At 57.1% G+C, this 20126-nt stretch carries 16 protein-coding genes; 12 read left to right on the plus strand and 4 right to left on the minus strand.

Annotation, left to right across the window (positions count from 1 at the left end; all coding sequences use genetic code 11):
* Positions 1 to 18 precede the first annotated feature (18 nt).
* From HV213_RS28155 to HV213_RS28210, 12 genes are all read left to right on the plus strand, one after another.
* A complete protein-coding gene (locus tag HV213_RS28155; protein ID WP_228288642.1) occupies positions 19 to 1308 on the plus strand; it encodes an SLC13 family permease in 1290 nt (429 codons plus the stop codon).
* Between the two features lie 22 nt (positions 1309 to 1330).
* A complete protein-coding gene (gene citC, locus HV213_RS28160; RefSeq protein WP_181484114.1) occupies positions 1331 to 2389 on the plus strand; it encodes a [citrate (pro-3S)-lyase] ligase in 1059 nt (352 codons plus the stop codon).
* Entirely contained in the window at positions 2386 to 2679 is a 294-nt protein-coding gene (gene citD / locus HV213_RS28165; RefSeq protein WP_181484115.1) for a citrate lyase acyl carrier protein, read from the plus strand. The genes citC and citD overlap by 4 nt, the downstream gene beginning before the upstream one ends.
* Positions 2679 to 3575 carry a citrate (pro-3S)-lyase subunit beta gene (citE, locus tag HV213_RS28170; RefSeq protein WP_112217086.1) on the plus strand — a complete coding sequence of 299 codons (897 nt, stop codon included), beginning with the start codon at positions 2679 to 2681 and terminating at the stop codon, positions 3573 to 3575. The genes citD and citE overlap by 1 nt, the downstream gene beginning before the upstream one ends.
* A 7-nt stretch (positions 3576 to 3582) precedes the next feature.
* Positions 3583 to 5076 (plus strand): citrate lyase subunit alpha, encoded by a 1494-nt coding sequence (citF, locus tag HV213_RS28175; protein WP_181484116.1) that lies wholly within the window; start codon positions 3583 to 3585, stop codon positions 5074 to 5076.
* Positions 5076 to 5993, plus strand: coding sequence for a triphosphoribosyl-dephospho-CoA synthase CitG (citG, locus tag HV213_RS28180; protein ID WP_181484117.1), 918 nt, complete (start codon positions 5076 to 5078; stop codon positions 5991 to 5993). The genes citF and citG overlap by 1 nt, the downstream gene beginning before the upstream one ends.
* 11 nt (positions 5994 to 6004) lie before the next feature.
* Positions 6005 to 8602: a bifunctional aconitate hydratase 2/2-methylisocitrate dehydratase gene (gene acnB / locus HV213_RS28185; protein WP_181484118.1), complete on the plus strand. Its 2598-nt coding sequence runs from the start codon at positions 6005 to 6007 to the stop codon at positions 8600 to 8602.
* Between the two features lie 131 nt (positions 8603 to 8733).
* Entirely contained in the window at positions 8734 to 8985 is a 252-nt protein-coding gene (locus HV213_RS28190; protein WP_181484119.1) for an oxaloacetate decarboxylase subunit gamma, read from the plus strand.
* A 15-nt stretch (positions 8986 to 9000) separates the two neighbouring features.
* Positions 9001 to 10764, plus strand: a complete 1764-nt coding sequence (gene oadA / locus HV213_RS28195) for a sodium-extruding oxaloacetate decarboxylase subunit alpha (RefSeq protein WP_181484120.1) — start codon at positions 9001 to 9003, stop codon at positions 10762 to 10764.
* 15 nt (positions 10765 to 10779) lie between these two features.
* A complete protein-coding gene (locus tag HV213_RS28200; RefSeq protein ID WP_181484121.1) occupies positions 10780 to 12081 on the plus strand; it encodes an oxaloacetate decarboxylase subunit beta in 1302 nt (433 codons plus the stop codon).
* 215 nt (positions 12082 to 12296) lie between these two features.
* Positions 12297 to 12920: a hypothetical protein gene (locus HV213_RS28205; RefSeq protein WP_181484122.1), complete on the plus strand. Its 624-nt coding sequence runs from the start codon at positions 12297 to 12299 to the stop codon at positions 12918 to 12920.
* Positions 12920 to 13765: a fumarylacetoacetate hydrolase family protein gene (locus HV213_RS28210; RefSeq protein WP_181484123.1), complete on the plus strand. Its 846-nt coding sequence runs from the start codon at positions 12920 to 12922 to the stop codon at positions 13763 to 13765. The genes HV213_RS28205 and HV213_RS28210 overlap by 1 nt, the downstream gene beginning before the upstream one ends.
* A gap of 82 nt (positions 13766 to 13847) precedes the next feature.
* Here HV213_RS28210 and lacA read toward each other — a convergent pair whose 3' ends face one another.
* The 4 genes from lacA to HV213_RS28230 all read right to left on the minus strand — a co-directional run bounded on the left by lacA (position 13848) and on the right by HV213_RS28230 (position 20080).
* Positions 13848 to 14459 (minus strand): galactoside O-acetyltransferase, encoded by a 612-nt coding sequence (lacA, locus tag HV213_RS28215; RefSeq protein ID WP_181486516.1) that lies wholly within the window; start codon positions 14457 to 14459, stop codon positions 13848 to 13850.
* Between the two features lie 29 nt (positions 14460 to 14488).
* Positions 14489 to 15742 carry an MFS transporter gene (locus HV213_RS28220; protein ID WP_181484124.1) on the minus strand — a complete coding sequence of 418 codons (1254 nt, stop codon included), beginning with the start codon at positions 15740 to 15742 and terminating at the stop codon, positions 14489 to 14491.
* Between the two features lie 51 nt (positions 15743 to 15793).
* Positions 15794 to 18877 carry a beta-galactosidase gene (locus HV213_RS28225; RefSeq protein ID WP_181484125.1) on the minus strand — a complete coding sequence of 1028 codons (3084 nt, stop codon included), beginning with the start codon at positions 18875 to 18877 and terminating at the stop codon, positions 15794 to 15796.
* Positions 18878 to 18997: 120 nt separating this feature from the next.
* The gene (locus HV213_RS28230) at positions 18998 to 20080 is read right to left on the minus strand and encodes a LacI family DNA-binding transcriptional regulator (protein WP_181484126.1); all 1083 of its coding nucleotides are present in this window, start codon (positions 20078 to 20080) and stop codon (positions 18998 to 19000) included.
* Positions 20081 to 20126: the final 46 nt, after the last annotated feature.

The raw sequence follows: 20126 nt of genomic DNA on the forward strand, positions 1-20126 counted from the left end.
CTTATCATGAACATCAGCATGATAGTAATACTCTCTATTGTGATCTCTATTGCGTTAGGTTACCGCACAAAAATAAACACCGGTTTATTCGCAATTGTATTCGCGTACCTTATAGGTTGTTTCCTGCTGGATATGAAGGCCGGGGAAGTGATCAAAACATGGCCGATCAGTATTTTCTTTGTTATTTTTGCCGTTTCACTTTTTTATAACTTCGCTTTAATTAACGGTACATTAGAAAAGCTGGCCATGCATTTGCTCTACTTATGCCGCCACTTTCCTAAATTCTTGCCGCTGGTCATTTACTTCGCCGCCACCTTTGTGGCGAGCCTGGGGGCGGGTTTCTTCACCGTTCTCGCTTTCTTCGCACCGTTAACGCTGCTGCTGTGCCGTAAAACGGGAATGAATAAACTGGTCGCCGCCGTCGCCGTCAACTATGGCGCCCTGGGCGGTGCTAATTTTATGACCAGCGCCAGCGGCGTCGTATTTCGTGGGCTTATCGATAGCGCGGGCTACAGCGCAAGCTCCTTTATCTACGTTTCAACTATTTTCCTGGTTTCCTTCCTCTTACCAATCGTCGTTATTCTGTTGTTAATCTTCCTGACTAACCGTGGCAATAATGCCGTTACTGGCGCATTGCAGGTTGAAAAACCGGATGCGTTCGATAGCACACAGAAGTTAAATCTGCTGCTTATCTTCGCGATGCTGCTGGTGGTTCTGGCGTTCCCGGTGATGCATCTCATCATGCCAGAATCCGCTAACATCAAATTTATCAACGCTCGAGTGGACGTTGGCCTGGTCTCAATTGTGTTCGCCGTTATCTCTCTGTTCCTCAAGCTTGGCGATGAGAAAAAAGCCATTGCCCTGGTGCCATGGAATACGCTGATCATGATCTGCGGCGTCGGGATGCTGATTCAGGTCGCCATTAAAGCGGGCACCATTGATATGCTGGCGAGCTGGGTGGGTTCAAGCCTGCCTGCGGCCATCGTTCCCTTCGCGCTGGCAATTATCGGCGGCATGATGTCGTTCTTCAGCAGCACCCTCGGCGTCGTCTGTCCGGCCCTGTTCCCGATCATTCCGTCAATTGCAGCCTCTACTGGTATTAACGCCCTGGTGCTGTTCACCGCCACGGTTATTGGCGCACAGGCTACGGCAATATCCCCGTTCTCTTCCGGCGGTAGCCTGCTTCTCGGCTCCTGCTCTGAAGATAAAGAACGTAATGAACTGTTCCCTACCCTGCTGTTTAAGGCGGTGCCGATGTGCGTGTTCTTCGCACTATTAAGCGTCGCCATCATGATGATGTTTTTTTAATTAAGGCAAAAGAGGGTCGATAATGAATGCCACCACAATAATGAGCAGAGTGAACAGCAAGAACGCTGCCAAAATAGCCGAAGTGGCTTGTTTTCTTCAGGCTAATAATCTGGATATCGACCCTCACGTTACCGATTTCGTAGTACTTCGCCAGCAGGGGAATATCGTCGCCTGCGGCGGGGTAGATGGCGAAATAATTAAATGCGTCGCTATTTCCCCGCAGCTCCGCGGCCAGGGCGTATTGCTCAAACTAGTCACCGAACTGATTAATATCGCCATAGAGGGCGGCAATAGCACATTATTCGTTTATACCCGCAGCCATAACGAGCATCTATTTCGCCATTGCGGTTTCACCACGTTGGTGTCTATTCCTGACTGCATGGTGTTAATGGAAAATAGCGGCTCGCACCTGACACGTTATTTACAACAGCTGGCGCAATGGCGTAAGCCTGGCAAGCGTATTGCCGCCATCGTGATGAACGCCAATCCCTTTACCAATGGGCATCTGCATCTTATTCGCTATGCCGCGACGCATTTTGACTGGCTACATCTGTTTCTGGTCAACGAAGATGCCGCCCAGTTTCCGTTCGCCGACCGGCTTGCGCTGGTGCGTGACGCGACGCAGGGTATCACGAAACTGACGGTACATCCCGGCTCGCAATATATGATTTCGCGCGCCACTTTTCCGGCCTACTTCCTGAAAGAGCAGGCGCTGGTTGAACGCTGCTACACGCAAATCGATATCACGCTTTTTCGTCAATATATCGCCCCGGTATTGGGTATCACGCACCGCATCGTCGGGAACGAACCTTTCTGCCCAATCACCGCGCGCTATAACCAGGACATGCGCCATTGGTTAAGCACGCCAGAGCTCCCCTTCGCGCCGGTCGAGCTCGTTGAGATTTCGCGGCTGCAATGGCAAGGCACGCCCGTTTCCGCATCCCGGGTTCGCCGCCTGCTACAGCAGAATCGTTTAACTGAGGTCGCCCCGCTGGTACCTGACGCCACCCTACGTTATCTGAAACGCCAGCAGAACACTGCCCTGGCGAACACGACCAAGACCCCCACAGGAGCATTATGAAACAGATAGTCCCCGCCGTTGCCGGGACTCTGGAGTCCAGCGATGTGATGATTCGCATCGAACCGTTGACCCCGGAGCAACCGCCGGAAATTGAAATATCCAGCTCGGTTCAGAAGCAGTTTGGCGATGCCATTCGCGCCACCCTGGCTGCGGTACTGCAACAACATGCGATTCGCGGCGTCGCCGTGATCGTTGATGACAAAGGCGCGCTGGACTGCGTGCTGCGTGCACGGCTGGAAACCGCGCTGATGCGTGCGGGCGCGCTGACGCTGTGTTGGGGGGAAAAATAATGACGCCAGAACGTAAAAACCGCCTGCGCCGCAGCATGTTGTTCGTCCCCGGTGCCAATGCCGCCATGCTGAGCAACGCCTTTATTTATCCTGCCGACGCGCTGATGTTTGACCTTGAAGACGCCGTGGCCGTGCGTGAGAAAGACGCTGCCCGCCGCCTGGTTTACCACGCGTTGCAGCACCCGTTGTACCGCGATATCGAGACCATTGTTCGCGTTAACGCTCTGGATTCGCAGTGGGGTATCGATGACCTGGAGGCCGTAGTGCGCGCCGGGGTCGATATCGTCCGTCTGCCGAAAACCGACACCGCAGATGATGTTATTGCGATGGAAAAAGAGATTGCCCGCATCGAACAGGAGTGCGGACGCAAGCCCGGCAGCACCGGGATGCTGGCGGCGATTGAATCGGCAAAAGGCATTCTGCAGGCTCCAGCCATCGCCCTGGCTTCGCCGCGCTTAATCGGCATCGCGCTGGGCGCGGAAGATTACGTGCGCGATATCCGTACCGAACGCTCCGCTGACGGCATCGAGCTGCTGTTTGCCCGCTGCACCATCCTGCAAGCAGCGCGGGCGGCGGGCATTCAGGCTTTCGATACCGTCTACAGCGACGCCAACAACGAAGAGGGCTTCCTGCACGAAGCGGCGCACATCAAACAGCTCGGCTTTGACGGCAAATCGCTGGTCAACCCGCGACAAATCACCCTACTGCATAACCTCTACGCCCCGACGCAAAAAGATGTCGATCACGCACGGCGCGTAGTTGAAGCCGCAGAAGCCGCAGAACGCGAAGGCCTGGGGGTCGTCTCTCTGAACGGCAAGATGATCGACAGTCCGATTATCGCGCGCGCCCACCTGGTGCTGTCCCGCGCTGAACTTTCCGGCGTCCGTGAGGAGTAAAACCGCCATGAATCATACTCAAGACTTATCCCAGATCATCGGTGAACTGACGCCATTTGCCGACACCGACAAGCAAACCCAGCGCCAGCAGCGTCGGGCTAAAACCTGCGCTTCGCTGGAAGAGGCCGTGCGCCGCTGCGGGCTGCGCGACGGCATGACTATCTCTTTCCACCACGCCTTTCGCGGCGGCGACTTGACGCTAAACCTGGTGATGGAGCAGCTGGCGGCAATGGGCTTTAAAAACCTCACTCTGGCCTCCAGCTCCCTGAGCGCCTGCCACGCGCCATTAGTCGGCCATATCCGTAACGGCGTGGTCAGCCAGATTTACACTTCCGGGCTGCGCGGCCCGCTGGCGGAAGAGATTTCCCGTGGACTGATGGCGAACCCGGTGCAAATTCACTCCCACGGCGGTCGCGCCCATCTGGTGAAAAGCGGTGAGCTGAACATTGATGTCGCCTTCCTCGGCGTCCCGGCCTGCGATGATATGGGCAATGCCAACGGCTATACCGGTAGCGCCACCTGCGGTTCACTCGGCTACGCGATGGTCGATGCACAGCACGCGAACCAGGTCATACTGCTGACGGAAGATATCCTGCCCTACCCGCACCATCCGGCCAGTATCAGACAGGATCAGGTCGACCTGGTCGTACAGGTAGAGTGCGTTGGCGATGCGGAAAAAATTGGTGCCGATGCGACCCGCATGACCTCCAACCCGCGCGAGCTGCAAATTGCACAGAACGCCGCGCAGGTCATTGAGGCTTCAGGTTATTTCCGCGAAGGCTTCTCGCTGCAAACCGGTACCGGCGGCGCGGCTCTGGCGGTAACCCGCTTCCTCGGCGAGAAAATGCGCCGCAAAAATATCCGTGCCGATTTCGCCCTCGGCGGTATTACCGCCACCATCGTTGGCCTGCACGAAGAGGGCTACATCCGTCGCCTGCTTGACGTACAGGGGTTTGATAGCGTCGCCGCGCGCTCGCTGGCGCGTAATCCAAACCATATCGAAATCAGCGCCAACGAATACGCCAACTTCAGCTCCAAAGGCGCGTCGGTCAACAAACTGGACGTGGTGGTGCTGAGCGCGCTGGAAATCGACACCGGCTTTAACGTCAACGTGCTGACCGGCTCGGACGGCGTGCTGCGCGGCGCATCAGGCGGGCACTGCGATACCGCCGTCGGCTCGGCGCTGTCGATTATCGTCGCTCCGCTGGTTCGCGGGCGCATTCCGACCGTTGTCGATAAGGTACTAACCCGCATCACCCCCGGCTCCAGCGTTGATGTGCTGGTAACCGACCACGGCGTGGCGGTCAACCCGGCGCGACCTGAACTGGAACAGCGTCTCCAGGCGGCAGGACTAAAAACCGTTACCGTGGAATGGCTCTGTGACCGCGCACGCCAGCTGACGGACGAACCGCAGCCGATCGCCTTCACCGATAAACCCATCGCCATCGTGCGCTATCGGGACGGCTCGGTTATCGACGTCGTTTATCAGGTCCGCGATTAATGACGCGCCCGATGCCTCTCGAATCCTGGGGCGCGCCCGTCGCACGTCAGGAAAAGCTGCCGCAGGCTTACCTCAGCCGCTATTACGCCAGGCTCGCCTGCCGGGCGATGCAGACGGAAGCCCGGCTAACGCCGAAGCCCGGTCTGGTTGATGGCCGCAATACTGGTGCCCATCAGGATATGGCGCTGCCTGATTTTCTGCGCAGCGCTAACGCCATCGCCAACGATCTCCCCCTGTTTGTCGAGGAGGGGATCGCCAGCGCGACGCTTGATACCAACGGCGTTCTGGCTCGCCTGAAGCCCATCGGGCTACGCTGCGAAACGGCAATGCTGCACGCCACGGGAGGCGTCAACACCCATAAAGGCGCCATCTTCACGCTCGGGCTGTTTTGCGCGGCGCTGGGGCGTCACGAGGCTTTGGGGCAATCGCTCGCGCCCGCCGCGCTGGCCGCCACCGTGAGCAAATTTTGCCACGGTATTGTCGAGCGCGAACTGGTTGAGCTTCACGGCCTGACGCCGCTGACCGCCGGACAGCGGCTGTTTATCACCCTCGGCTTAACCGGCGCACGCGGTGAGGCACAGGCAGGATACCCGCTGGTTATCGATCACGCCCTGCCCCGCTATCGTCAGCTGCGCCGCGAAGGGCTAAGCGAGGAGTTGGCGCTGCTCAATACCCTGCTGCTGATCATGTCGCGCAACGACGATACCTGCGTCGCGTCGCGTGGCGGGAGCAAGGGGCTGCGCTGGCTACAGTATCAGGCGCAGCAGTTGCTCAACGTCGGCGGGATCCGCTCGCCCGAGAACCTCTCTCTGTTGCAGCAGCTCGATGACCTCTGTATTTCTCGCAACCTTAGCCCAGGCGGCAGCGCTGATTTACTCATCCTGACCTGGTTTTTATCTCATTTTACTCAAGAATAAGGATTATCACTGTGCTGGAAGAATACCGTAAGCACGTCGCTGAGCGTGCAGCCGAAGGGATTGTTGCAAAACCCTTAGATGCAACCCAAATGGCCGGCCTGGTTGAGCTGCTGAAGAATCCGCCTGCTGGCGAAGAAGAATTCCTGTTAGATCTGTTAATTAACCGCGTACCGCCGGGCGTCGACGAAGCCGCCTATGTTAAAGCCGGATTCCTTGCCGCAATCGCCAAAGGCGAAGCGACTTCCCCGCTGGTGACCCCTGAAAAAGCCATCGAACTGCTGGGCACCATGCAGGGCGGTTACAACATTCATCCGCTGATTGATGCGCTGGACGACGCAAAACTTGCGCCGATTGCCGCGAAAGCACTGTCCCATACCCTGCTGATGTTCGATAACTTCTACGACGTAGAAGAGAAAGCCAAAGCAGGCAATGAATATGCCAGACAGGTGATGCAATCCTGGGCTGACGCCGAGTGGTTCCTGAACCGTCCGCAGCTGGCTGACAAAATCACCGTCACCGTTTTTAAAGTCACCGGCGAAACCAATACCGATGACCTGTCTCCGGCCCCTGATGCCTGGTCCCGCCCGGATATCCCGCTGCATGCGCAGGCGATGCTGAAAAACGCCCGTGAAGGAATCGACCCGGATCAGCCTGGCGTTGTTGGCCCGATCAAACAGATCGAAGCGTTGCAGCAGAAAGGTTTCCCGCTGGCCTACGTTGGCGATGTGGTGGGGACCGGTTCATCACGTAAATCGGCCACTAACTCGGTGCTGTGGTTTATGGGCGATGACATCCCGAACGTGCCGAACAAGCGCGGCGGCGGTCTTTGCCTCGGGGGTAAAATTGCCCCTATCTTCTTCAACACCATGGAAGATGCGGGCGCGCTGCCGATTGAAGTGGACGTCAACAAACTGAACATGGGTGACGTGATTGACGTTTATCCGTTCAAAGGTGAAGTGCGCAACCACGAAACCAACGAACTGCTGGCTAACTTCGAACTGAAAACCGACGTGCTGGTCGACGAAGTGCGTGCCGGTGGCCGTATTCCGCTGATTATCGGTCGCGGCCTGACCACCAAAGCGCGTGAAGCGCTGGGTCTGCCGCACAGCGACGTTTTTCGTCAGGCGAAAGACGTGGCGGAAAGTAACCGTGGTTACTCCCTGGCGCAGAAAATGGTGGGTCGCGCCTGCGGCGTGGCCGGTATTCGTCCGGGTGCTTACTGCGAGCCGAAGATGACTTCCGTCGGCTCTCAGGACACCACCGGTCCAATGACCCGTGATGAACTGAAAGACCTGGCGTGCCTGGGCTTCTCATCTGACCTGGTGATGCAGTCCTTCTGCCACACGGCGGCGTATCCGAAGCCGGTTGACGTCACCACACACCATACGCTGCCGGACTTCATTATGAACCGTGGCGGCGTATCGCTGCGTCCGGGCGATGGCGTTATCCACTCCTGGCTGAACCGTATGCTGCTGCCGGATACCGTGGGTACCGGCGGTGACTCCCATACCCGTTTCCCGATTGGCATTTCCTTCCCGGCGGGCTCCGGTCTGGTGGCGTTTGCTGCCGCGACCGGCGTGATGCCGCTGGATATGCCGGAATCCGTTTTAGTTCGTTTCAAAGGCAAGATGCAGCCGGGTATCACCCTGCGCGATCTGGTGCATGCGATCCCGCTGTATGCGATTCGCCAGGGCCTGCTGACCGTTGAGAAGAAAGGCAAGAAAAACATCTTCTCCGGCCGCATTCTCGAAATCGAAGGTCTGCCGGATCTGAAAGTCGAGCAGGCGTTTGAACTGACCGATGCTTCCGCCGAACGTTCTGCTGCCGGTTGTACCATCAAACTGAACAAAGAGCCGATCGTTGAGTACCTGACCTCCAACATCGTGCTGCTGAAGTGGATGATCGCGGAAGGCTACGGCGATCGCCGTACCCTGGAACGTCGCGTGCAGGGCATGGAAAAATGGCTGGCGGAACCTGAATTACTGGAAGGTGATGCAGATGCTGAATATGCGGCAGTGATCGACATCGATCTGGCTGATATTAAAGAGCCCATCCTGTGCGCGCCGAACGATCCGGACGATGCGCGTCTGCTGTCTGACGTGCAGGGCGAGAAGATTGACGAAGTGTTTATCGGTTCCTGCATGACCAACATCGGCCACTTCCGTGCTGCCGGTAAGCTGCTGGACAGCCACAAAGGGCAGCTGCCAACCCGCCTGTGGGTGGCGCCGCCAACCCGTATGGACGCAGCGCAGCTGACCGAAGAAGGCTACTACAGCGTGTTTGGTAAGAGCGGTGCGCGTATTGAAATCCCGGGTTGTTCCCTGTGTATGGGTAACCAGGCGCGCGTAGCGGACGGTGCGACGGTGGTTTCGACCTCAACCCGTAACTTCCCGAACCGTTTAGGTACCGGTGCAAACGTCTTCCTGGCTTCTGCGGAGCTGGCGGCAGTCGCGGCGCTTATCGGTAAGCTGCCGACGCCGGACGAGTACCAGACCTGGGTGGCGCAGGTAGAGAAGACGGCGGCAGACACCTACCGCTATCTGAACTTCGATCAGCTGGGTCAGTACACGGAAAAAGCAAATAACACCCTTTTCCAGATAACTCTTTAATTCTGTATCTGCGCGGCAGCGCCGGCGGAAGAGTGGGCAATGGTCATCACCTGCGAGGGTGAAGGGAAATCCAAAATGCCAACGACTGTTCTCCCTCTGACGCGACGCTGCTGCGCATCCAGGAAAATACAATGACTGATAACGCACTGTTACTAAAAGAAGGCTTCACCCTGATGTGTCTCGGGATGGGATTCGTGCTGGCGTTTCTGTTCCTGCTGATTTTCGCCATCCAGGGCATGTCCGTCGCCGTCAACCGCTTCTTCCCTGAACCGGCCCCGGCGCCCGGAGCGGCACCCGCTGCCGCCGCGCCCGCTGACGACTTCACCCGCTTAAAGCCGGTGATTGCCGCCGCTATCCACCACCATCGCCGCCTTAACCCTTAATTCACGGAGCATTCCATGACCGTTGCCATTACCGATGTCGTCCTGCGCGACGCCCACCAGTCCCTTTTCGCCACCCGCCTGCGTCTTGACGATATGCTGCCCATCGCCGCTCAGCTCGATGACGTCGGCTACGGCTCCCTCGAATGCTGGGGCGGCGCCACCTATGACGCCTGCATCCGCTTTCTCGGCGAAGACCCGTGGGTCCGCCTGCGCGAGCTTAAAAAAGCCATGCCGAAGACCCCGCTGCAGATGCTGCTGCGCGGCCAGAACCTGCTTGGCTACCGCCACTACGCCGATGACGTGGTGGAGCGCTTTGTTGAGCGTGCCGTCAAAAACGGCATGGACGTGTTCCGCGTCTTCGATGCCATGAACGACCCGCGCAATATGAAAGCGGCCCTCCAGGCGGTACGCAGCCACGGCGCGCACGCCCAGGGCACGCTCTCGTATACCACCAGCCCGGCGCACACCCTGCAGACCTGGCTGGACCTGACTGAACAGCTGCTGGAAACCGGCGTCGATTCCATCGCCATCAAGGATATGTCCGGCATCCTGACCCCGTCTGCCGCTTTCGAGCTGGTCAGCGAAATCAAAAAGCGCCACGACGTGCGCCTGCACCTGCACTGCCACGCCACCACCGGGATGGCGGAAATGGCCCTGCTGAAGGCTATCGAAGCGGGCGTTGACGGCGTGGATACCGCGATTTCCTCGATGAGCGCCACCTACGGCCACCCGGCCACCGAGGCGCTGGTCGCCACCCTTGCCGGGACAAAATACGACACCGGGCTGGATATCCTCAAGCTGGAGAGCATTGCCGCGTATTTCCGCGAGGTGCGCAAAAAATACCACGCCTTTGAAGGCCAGCTGAAGGGCTACGACAGCCGCATTCTGGTGGCCCAGGTGCCGGGCGGGATGCTCACCAACCTCGAAAGCCAGCTGAAGCAGCAGAACGCCGCCGACAAACTCGACCTGGTACTGGCGGAAATCCCCCGCGTGCGCGAGGACCTCGGCTTTATTCCGCTGGTGACCCCGACCTCGCAGATTGTCGGCACCCAGGCGGTGCTTAACGTCCTGACCGGCGAGCGTTACAAAACCATCGCTAAAGAAACGGCGGGCATTCTGAAAGGCGAGTACGGCCACACCCCGGTGCCGGTGAATGCCGCATTGCAGGCCCGCGTGCTGGAAGGGGCTGCCCCGGTGACCTGCCGCCCGGCGGATTTACTCAAGCCGGAGCTGGCGCAACTGGAAGCCGACGTGAAGCGCCAGGCGCAGGAGAAGGGCATTACGCTTGCGGAAAACGCCATCGACGACGTGCTGACCGTGGCGTTGTTCCCGCAAATCGGCCTCAAATTCCTCGAGAACCGTAACAACCCGGCAGCCTTTGAGCCGGTACCACAGGCAGAAACCGCGCAGCCTGCTGCTCCGGTAAAAGCCGCCGCCTCCGGCGTCTATACCGTCGAAGTCGAAGGTAAAGCCTTTGTGGTGAAGGTCAGCGACGGCGGCGATATCAGCCAGTTGACGGCAGCCGTTCCAGCCTCCGCGCCAGCAGCTGCGGCTCCGGCAGGCGCAGGCACCCCGGTGACCGCCCCGCTGGCGGGCACCATCTGGAAGGTGATTGCCGGCGAAGGCCAGACGGTCGCCGAAGGCGACGTGCTGCTGATTCTGGAAGCCATGAAGATGGAAACCGAAATCCGCGCCGCGCAGGCCGGGACCGTGCGCGGTATCGCGGTGAAGTCCGGGGACGCGGTCTCTGTCGGCGACACCCTGATGACCCTGGCGTAAGGAAAAGGAACGGAAATGGAAAGTCTGAACGCCCTGATTCAGGGCATGGGCCTGATGCACCTCGGCATCGGCCAGGCCATCATGCTGCTGGTGAGCCTGCTGCTGCTGTGGCTGGCGATTGCGAAGAAGTTCGAGCCGTTACTGCTGCTGCCGATTGGCTTCGGCGGCCTGCTGTCGAATATCCCGGAAGCCGGGCTGGCGCTGACCGCGCTGGAGAGCCTGCTGGCGCACCACGACGCCGGGCAGCTGGCGGTGATTGCCGCGAAGCTCAACTGCCTGCCGGACGTGCATGCCATCAAGGAAGCCCTGGCGCTGGCGCTGCCGTCGGTACAGAGCCAGATGGAAGACCTGGCGGTGGATATGGGCTACTCGTCCGGGGTGCTGGCGATTTTCTATAAGGTCGCCATCGGCTCGGGCATCGCCCCGCTGGTGATTTTTATGGGCGTCGGGGCGATGACCGACTTCGGTCCGCTGCTGGCCAACCCGCGCACCCTGCTGCTGGGGGCAGCGGCGCAGTTCGGTATCTTCGCCACGGTCCTCGGGGCACTGACGCTGAACTACTTCGGCCTGATTTCCTTCACCCTGCCGCAGGCGGCGGCGATAGGCATCATCGGCGGGGCGGACGGCCCGACGGCGATTTACCTGTCGGGCAAGCTGGCGCCGGAGCTGCTGGGGGCCATCGCGGTAGCGGCGTACTCGTATATGGCGCTGGTGCCGTTAATCCAGCCGCCGATTATGAAGGCGCTGACCAGCGAGAAAGAGCGGAAAATCCGCATGGTGCAGCTGCGCACGGTGAGTAAGCGGGAAAAAATCCTCTTCCCGGCGGTGCTGTTGCTGCTGGTGGCGCTGCTGCTGCCGGACGCGGCCCCGCTGCTGGGGATGTTCTGCTTCGGCAACCTGATGCGCGAAAGCGGCGTGGTGGAGCGTCTGAGCGACACGGTGCAGAACGGGCTGATTAATATCGTGACCATTTTCCTGGGATTATCCGTGGGCGCGAAGCTGGTGGCAGACAAGTTCCTGCAGCCGCAGACGCTGGGCATTCTGGTGCTGGGGGTGATTGCCTTTGGTATCGGGACGGCGGCCGGCGTGCTGATGGCGAAGCTACTGAACCTGTTCAGTGAAAACAAAATCAACCCGCTGATTGGTTCCGCCGGGGTCTCGGCGGTGCCGATGGCAGCAAGGGTGTCGAACAAGGTGGGCCTGGAGTCAGACCCGCAGAACTTCCTGCTGATGCACGCGATGGGCCCGAACGTGGCCGGAGTGATTGGCTCGGCGATTGCCGCCGGGGTGATGCTCAAATATATCGTATCGCTGTAACACCGCGTTATTCCCGGAGGCGGCGCATTGCGCCTGTCCGGGCTACAGATTCACGGCCGTCTGCGGGTTGGTAGCCCGGACAAGGCGCGTCAGGCGCCGCCTCCGGGAAACAGCAGGCAACATGGCTCCCGCTTTCTCCCGGCTTGCGCTGCGCTGAGCCGGGCTACGGGTTCACATCCGTCTGCAAGCCGGGAATACCCTACAAGGAGAAAGAGATGTCTGAAACAGCAATGCCTGAATATACCGCCGCCCGGATAAGCAGAACCACGCTGGCCGGCTATCTTCATCAGTCACTGGAACTGGCCAGCAAACTGGCCTCCGGTCTAAAAATACTCCAGCTACCGGTGAGCGACACCCGCCGGGCCGCAACGGTGCTGACGGAGCCGGTCTACGCCGCCGCCGGGTTGCGTCTTGCCCGCCAACAGCCTCTGGCGCAGAACCCGCTCTGCGACGACGTATTGTGGCGCTTTCGCCAGGCTCCCGGCCTGACGGCTGACCTACCAGATCTGGTTGAGACCGTACGCAGCGTAGCGCTGCCGGTCTGGTCACGCCTGCACCGCGACGGACACGGCGACGATATCGCCATTCGCCAGACGTTGCTGCACATCCTCGCCTGGCGAAGCGATTCCCCATGGCTACAGGATCAGGCGCAGCGAATACTCTGGCAGGGAGGCGTGTTGGGTGAAAAAGGAGAGGCCGTGTTAACATCCCTCGACGATGAAGCCGCCCTCCGATGCATCGTGTTCCGCGGGCTGAGTGAACTACTGACCACCACCGGTTTTTTAGTCCACTTCCCGGCGGGACCTCTGTTTTGTGATGAAAATACTGAGAGTTATTAATGAAGTTAATCAGTTTTTGCGTAAGCAATATCCCCCGCTATGGTCTGCTGCGGGAGGGCGGCGTTGTCGATTTAACCCGACATTTTCTGCAATATCCGTCGCTGAAGTCTTTTCTGGCGGCCATGGACAACATTCCGGCAGAAATGCTGTCGCATATGGCGATCGACTACGCCCTCGATGAGATCGAATTTTTGCCGCTGATCCCCGACCCGCAAAAGATCCTCTGCGTCGGGATGAACTACCAGGCCAAACGACTGGAGTTTGACGAACAGGATCCCGACCCGACGCTGTTTATCCGCTTTCCGGATTCCCAGTGCGGGCATCTGGGCGACATCATTAAACCGGCCGCCAGCCACGAGTTTGATTATGAAGGTGAACTGGCGCTAGTGATCGGTAAACGCGGGCGCAATATTCCCGCGGAGCGGGCGCTGGAGCACGTTGCCGGGTACAGCTGCTATATGGACGGCTCGGCCCGCGACTGGCAGCACGCCTGGTTTACCGCCGGAAAAAACTGGCCATCGACCGGCGGCTTCGGCCCCTGGCTGGTGACGCGGGATGAAATCGCCGACCCTAACGCACTAGCGATCAAAACCCGGCTCAACGGCATGGAAGTACAGAACGACAATACCGCCAGCATGATCCACAGCGTTCCGGAGCTGATTGCCTATATCAGCACCTTCTGCGTTCTGACGCCGGGTGACGTTATCCTGACCGGCTCACCGGGCGGCGTGGGGAAAAAACGCACCCCACCGCTGTTCCTGCAGGATGGCGATACGATTGAAGTGGAAATTGAAAATATCGGCTGCCTGCGTAACCGCATCGTTGACGAGGTGCCGGAAGCGTAACGCTGGCCTCCGGCAACAAACACCACCACAGAGCCCCGGTCAGCGTCGTAAGACCGGGGAAACTGACGGCATAATAGCGTCATTATTCCTCTGAGCCGACGGTGTAGTTTTTATAATAAAATATTTTATCTCTTTCATTAATACTTCTGATCACCTTACAAGGAACACCGACGGCAACGACATCCGGCGGGATATCTTTGGTGACAACGCTACCCGCGCCAATAACCGAATTGTCTCCAATCGTTATACCTGGATTGATAACTACATTGCTGCCAATCCATACGTTATTGCCGATGGTGACCGGAAAGGAGAACATCTCTCCGGCTTTTCTCAACTCGTGATGAACGGGATGCCCTGTGACAGAGATCGTCACATTTGGCGCAATTAAAACGTTATCGCCAATGGTGACCGTGTAATCGTCCACAATGGTAAAATTAAAGTTCGCGTAGAAATTATCGCCAATATGGATATTGGTTCCGTAAGAGAAATAAACCGGCGGTTCTACCCACACATGTTTTCCCACTTTTCCAAACATCTCACGAATCAGCTTATCTCTTTTTTCCACCTCTGATGGACGCGTGTGATTAAATTCGTACATGAGTTCTTTGCCACGTAATCTCTCTTCTGGCAGGCCCTCGCACATATCGGTAAACAGTTCTCCCGCTTTTATTTTATCTCTCATAGAAATGTTCATCGATGGCATTCCCTCTTTATTTTTTGTATTCATGCCTGTTTATCCGATTGTGCGAAAGAGCGGGAAAAAGGTCCCGGCCCGCTAAGGGTAAATACAGAAATCAGCGTAAAGCTCAGCGCAATTATCCCTAACACCAGATAAGCCCCCTGGAAGCCAATACTCTCATACATATTCCCGGCCAGAACGGACATAAAAATCATCGCTAACTGTTTGAAGAAGCAGAAACAGACCAGATAAATCGTGGCGGAGAAACGGACTTCAAACTGGCTGGTGATGTATTTGAAGCAGCCGACGATCAGGAACGGTATTTCAAACATATGCAGCGTTTTGAGGATCACAACCTCCAGTGCGGAGGAGGCGAAAGACGAGCCGATAATCCTTACCGACATGATCGCGCCTGCCAGCAGCAAAGCGTTCTTTCCACCAATACGATTCACAATCAGCGGCGCAAAGAACATGATGCTGGCATTCAGTAACTCACCCATGGTGGTGACGTAGCCGAATACGCGGGTACCTTGTTCACCGGTAGCAAAAAAAGAGGTGAAGAAGTTAGCAAACTGCTGGTCAAACACGTCGTAAGTACAGGAGACGCCGACCACGTACAACGAGAGGAACCAGAGTTTAGGCTGTTTAAATAACTCCAGCGCCAGCTTCAGGCTGAAAGCTGAGTTGTTGGCCCCCACCGCATCGGCGACCTTCGCGGAAGAAGGCGCATCTGTTTTTGAAAAGAACAGCAGCAAGGCCAGAATAACGGCGCAACCGGAACCCAGCCAGAAGACAAACTGGTTATTGATGGTGAACATAATTCCGGCAATCGAGGCGCATAGCGCCCAGCCTACACAACCAAACATGCGGGCGCGGCCAAATTCAAAGTTGCTCCGGCGGCTGGCTTTTTCAATATAGGCTTCAATCGCCGGTGCGCCGGCATTGTAAATAAAGCCAAGGTAGATCCCACCAACAATCGACCCCAGTAAAATATTTACCTGTAATAAGGGACCAAAAACGTAAATAAAGAACGGGGCGAACATCACCAGCATCCCGGTGATGATCCACAGCAGATGTTTTCGCAAGCCAAGCTTATCGGATAGCAAACCGAAGGCTGGCTGGAACAGAAGCGAAAATAGTGAAATACAGGCGAAAATGATCCCCGTATCTCCTTTGCTTATATGGTTTACATCGTGTAACCAGATAGGAAAGAAGGGGAAATAAGCACCCATGATAAAAAAGTAGAAGAAGAAGAAAAAGCCGAACATCCAAAAGTTAGTATTTTTTAAATAGTACATATGGACTTCCTTACCCTGATTACGGGCAGGCGTGAACCTGCCCGAGTGTTTTTACTTTTGACCCCAGACCAGCTGGTAGTGGTAGCGTCCGGCGCTAAGCTGAAATTCCGGCGAAACCGAAGGACTCCACGAGTCATCGCCGCCGACGCCCATATGGAAACCATCAATATTGAGCCAGGTTCCGGCTTCCGGCTGTAGCAGATGGCGGTGGCTGGTCTCCATCAACTGCTTCTGACCATAGCGGCTGATGTTGAACAGGAAATCACCACGCCAGCAGTGCGGGCCGTATTTGAGTTCACGGGTTCCACAGCGCAGACCATTTTCAGTCGGGAAAACATACGGGGTATACATCTCCTCCAGCGACAGATCCCAGCGGTCAAAGCAGGCAGCGGAAAGCCTGTCCGGATAGTTTTCATGTGGCCCTAATCCCAGCCAGCTAACCCGCTCAGCCACCTGCGCGAGCTGGCAGCTCAGACCGATACGTGCCGGGTGAGGCGTGCCGCTGGCAACGTCAACGTCGACCTCTATTCGCATCTCGCTGTTGCCGTCGACACGGTACGTTTTACGGCTGACGAACAGCGTTTCCCCCTGATACTGCCAGGCATGTGCGGTGGTTATCTGTACTGCATTGGCCAGTACGTCGGCATCGCATTGCAGCAATGTAGCTTCGGCCTGGTAGTGACCGGCGACCTTCCAGCGCTCCACCCAGGCGTTAGGATCAATGCGGGTTGACTCGCTCACGCCGATGTCGTTATCCAACGGTGCGCGCGTAAACTGGTCAATAAGCGGCGTCAACAGTTGTGCTTCTTCGCCAATCCAGTACTGCGTCAATACGCCCTGCTGGCGGCTAAACTCCCAACGCTTCTCGTTCACTGTGATGCTGAATGTGCTCTCGCTGGCAGTGAGCTTTGGCGCGTGGTTGGCGGGCTGCGGCAGCTGCGTACAGAGTTTCTCGTCGAGCTTCCATTGTTGCCAGGCGCAAATATGTCCGGCCTGCGACCATGCGGTTGCTTGAGGCTGTTCAACGCGAACGGTCAGCCACAGCTGGCCTGCGGTTTCCGGTTTCGGGAAGTCAGGTAGCGCGATGACCTGACGCCCCTGCGGCGGGATATCCAGCGTCACCACGCCTGAAGCCAGTGGATTACCATCCAGCGCCAGCGACCAGTGCAGAACCTCGTTATCGCTGTGGCGGAACAGGTATTCGCTGGTGACTTCAATCTTACGTTCGGCCCCCGGCAGCAGCGCAAACTGGAAAAATTGCTGTTCATGTTTGGCTTCATACAATGCCGGATGCGGCGTGCGATCGGCGAATACCAGGCCATTCATGCAGAACTGGCGATCGTTAGGCGTGTCGCCAAAATCACCGCCATACGCAGACCACGGCTTGCCATCAGCATCGTGTTTGATAAGCGACTGATCCACCCAGTCCCAGACGAAGCCCCCCTGCAGACGCGGATACTGGCGGAATGCCTGCCAGTATTTGGCGAAGCCGCCGAAACTGTTACCCATCGCGTGAGCGTACTCGCAGAGGATCAGCGGGCGCTGCTCGCCGGGTAGCGACAGCCACTTTTTGATTGACCATTTCGGCACGGCAGGAAAAGGCTGATCCTGATCGACGCGGGCGTACATCGGGCAAATAATATCGGTGGCGGCAGTGTTGGCTCCGCCGCCTTCATACTGCACCGGGCGGGACGGATCTTCTGATTTCAACCAACGATACAGCGCGTCATGATTTACACCGTGACCCGATTCGTTACCCAATGACCAGATAATAATGCTCGGATGGTTGCGATCGCGCTGCACCATCCGCGTCACGCGCTGGCTCATGGCGGGCAGCCAGTCGGGATCGTCGGTCAGGCGATTCATCGGCACCATTCCGTGAGTTTCGATGTTGGCTTCATCCACCACATACAGGCCATAGCGATCGCACAATGTGTACCACATCGGGTGGTTCGGGTAATGAGAGCAGCGCACGGCGTTAAAGTTGTTCTGCTTCATCAGGAGAATGTCCTGCACCATCGTCGCCTCGTCCATCACCTGGCCATTATCCGGGTGATGTTCATGACGGTTGGTGCCGCGAATCAGCAATGGCTTGCCGTTCAACAACAGCAGGCCGTTTTCAATGCTGACCTGACGGAAGCCAACGTCACAGGCTTCAGCTTCCAGCAGCGTACCGTCGGCGGTATGCAGTTGCACCACGGCACGATACAGATTCGGCGTCTCGGCGCTCCATAATGCTGGGTTTTCGACGTTCAGACGCAGGGTGATTCGGTCATGGTAAGCGCCGCGCTCATCAATGATGTCACTGCCTAATGGGGCGTTTTTTTCGCCGACTAACATTTCGCCATCCCACATCTGTACCGTCACGCGTAAATCATCGCGCAGCTCGCCCTTCACCCGGACTTCCGCTTCCAGAACCGCGCGGCTAAAGTCATCGTTGAAACGGGTGTTGATCCGCAGGTCGCTGATTTGCGTGGTGGGTTTATGCAGCAAAGCAACATCGCGGAAAATCCCGCTCATCCGCCACATGTCCTGGTCTTCCAGATAGCTACCATCGCTCCAGCGCAGCACCATGACCGCCAGACGGTTTTCGCCATTGTGCAGATAATCGCTAAGATCAAATTCAGACGGCAGGCGGCTGTCCTGCCCATAGCCCACCCAGCAACCGTTGCACCACAGATGGAACGCCGAGTTCACGCCATCAAAAATGATTCGCGTCTGTCCTTCCTGAAGCCAGGCATCGTCAACGCAAAATGTGAGCGAGTAACAACCAGTAGGGTTATCAGTCGGTACAAACGGCGGGTTAACCGGTATGGGATAGGTGACGTTGGTATAAATCGGTGCATCATAACCGTCCATCTGCCAGTTGGACGGTACGTTGATGGTATCCGCCTGCGACAGATCGCTTGTCAGCCAACTTTCCGGCACCGCTTCAGGCGAGGCAAACCAGGTGAATTGCCACTGTCCGTTCAGACTGAATTTCTGCGCAGATTTCCGATTAGCGCGAGCGTCATCAGCATTCTGCCAACTGTAAAAAGGAGGGTGCGCCTCCAGGCGGTTGAGTTGCGTTACGCCTGGATTTTCCCAGTCGCGTCGAGCCAGCACCGCAGCGAGTGAATTTGTGTTCAGGGGCATAGCTGTATCCTTTTAGAAATTGTTATCCGCTCACAATTTAAATCAAAATAGAGGTATAACGTTATTTCTGTAAAGGATGAGATGAGCAATGAGTGAACTCACTCACACAATTTTACCCGTTCATATTTTGGGCGATAGCTGGGAAATCTGACGTGCGAGCTGGATGAGTGAATCGGCGAGGGCCTCAGGGGAGGTCGTGTGGTTGTTGGGAGGCCGAACGGTTTTACGTTGAATCAATGACACGGGCAGTAGCTGGTTGTTAGTCGCGGGTTCTCCGCCAGAGAGTTGCAGCAGTTTGTCTACACTCGTTTTGCCGAGCAGCGAAAAATCCTGCCTGATGGTCGTCAGCGGTGGGATATAGCAGGCGCTATCCTCAGTATCGTCATAACCAATAACGGAAATGTCGCTCGCCACGCGTAGACCAAATTCGCTAATCGCCCGCATCGCGCCCAGCGCCATCTGATCGTTAGCCACCAGTATGGCGGAGGGGATCGTCCCGTCATTAAGCATTTGCTGAGTTTGCTGAAAACCGGACATCGCGCTCCAGTCGCCTTCTGTTTCAGCAACCAGCTGTAGCTGATAGTGCGCCAGATATTTATGCCAGCCTGCGAGTCTCAGCCGCGCGGAAACCGAAGAATGCGGCCCGGCCAGTAGCGCAATGCGCTGATGCCCATGCTCTACCAGATGTTCAACACCCAGACGCGCGCCGTCATCGTGAGAAAAAATAATGCTGTTAATGGGGGACTGGTCGGAAACGTCGAGAAAGAGTACCGGCACGTTGCCGCAGCTTGCCGCCACCGCAATAGCGTCGTTTTCATCGAGCGGATAGTTAACGATCAAACCGGTTACCCGTTGCGTCAGCAGGTTATGTACCGCCGCTTTGCAGGCTTCAACACCGTTGCGCTCCACCATGGCAATCACGACGCTGGCGCCTGATCTGTCGGCGCGAGATTTGATGGCCGCGACAATCTGTGACGGCGCGTGCAGCGCAAGGTTGGCAGTCGCTACGCCAATAAGCGGCGTCTGTTTTCCCGCCAGCTGCTGCGCAACGCGATTGGGAATGTAATTCAGCTCCGCCATCGCGGCTTCAACTTTTTCACGGGTTTTAGCGGAAACATGGTCAGCCTGATTCACCACACGGGAAACGGTCTGATAGGAGACCCCCGCGTGATCTGCGACATCGTATAGCGTTACCTGTTTCACATTCATCACCCTGATTTTACAGTTGTCTGCACGCTATGATGCCATA

Source organism: Klebsiella sp. RHBSTW-00484, assembly GCF_013705725.1.
Lineage (GTDB): Bacteria > Pseudomonadota > Gammaproteobacteria > Enterobacterales > Enterobacteriaceae > Klebsiella.

What these genes read in the sequence shown, in the direction of transcription:
- HV213_RS28225 (WP_181484125.1), bottom strand. Translation starts at nt 18,877, where the DNA reads ATGCCCCTGAACACAAATTCACTCGCTGCGGTGCTGGCTCGACGCGAC.
- citG (WP_181484117.1), top strand. Translation starts at nt 5,076, where the DNA reads ATGACGCGCCCGATGCCTCTCGAATCCTGGGGCGCGCCCGTCGCACGT.
- citD (WP_181484115.1), top strand. Translation starts at nt 2,386, where the DNA reads ATGAAACAGATAGTCCCCGCCGTTGCCGGGACTCTGGAGTCCAGCGAT.
- HV213_RS28220 (WP_181484124.1), bottom strand. Translation starts at nt 15,742, where the DNA reads ATGTACTATTTAAAAAATACTAACTTTTGGATGTTCGGCTTTTTCTTC.
- oadA (WP_181484120.1), top strand. Translation starts at nt 9,001, where the DNA reads ATGACCGTTGCCATTACCGATGTCGTCCTGCGCGACGCCCACCAGTCC.
- lacA (WP_181486516.1), bottom strand. Translation starts at nt 14,459, where the DNA reads ATGAACATTTCTATGAGAGATAAAATAAAAGCGGGAGAACTGTTTACC.
- citF (WP_181484116.1), top strand. Translation starts at nt 3,583, where the DNA reads ATGAATCATACTCAAGACTTATCCCAGATCATCGGTGAACTGACGCCA.
- HV213_RS28190 (WP_181484119.1), top strand. Translation starts at nt 8,734, where the DNA reads ATGACTGATAACGCACTGTTACTAAAAGAAGGCTTCACCCTGATGTGT.
- HV213_RS28200 (WP_181484121.1), top strand. Translation starts at nt 10,780, where the DNA reads ATGGAAAGTCTGAACGCCCTGATTCAGGGCATGGGCCTGATGCACCTC.
- HV213_RS28205 (WP_181484122.1), top strand. Translation starts at nt 12,297, where the DNA reads ATGTCTGAAACAGCAATGCCTGAATATACCGCCGCCCGGATAAGCAGA.
- HV213_RS28155 (WP_228288642.1), top strand. Translation starts at nt 19, where the DNA reads ATGATAGTAATACTCTCTATTGTGATCTCTATTGCGTTAGGTTACCGC.
- HV213_RS28210 (WP_181484123.1), top strand. Translation starts at nt 12,920, where the DNA reads ATGAAGTTAATCAGTTTTTGCGTAAGCAATATCCCCCGCTATGGTCTG.
- citE (WP_112217086.1), top strand. Translation starts at nt 2,679, where the DNA reads ATGACGCCAGAACGTAAAAACCGCCTGCGCCGCAGCATGTTGTTCGTC.
- citC (WP_181484114.1), top strand. Translation starts at nt 1,331, where the DNA reads ATGAATGCCACCACAATAATGAGCAGAGTGAACAGCAAGAACGCTGCC.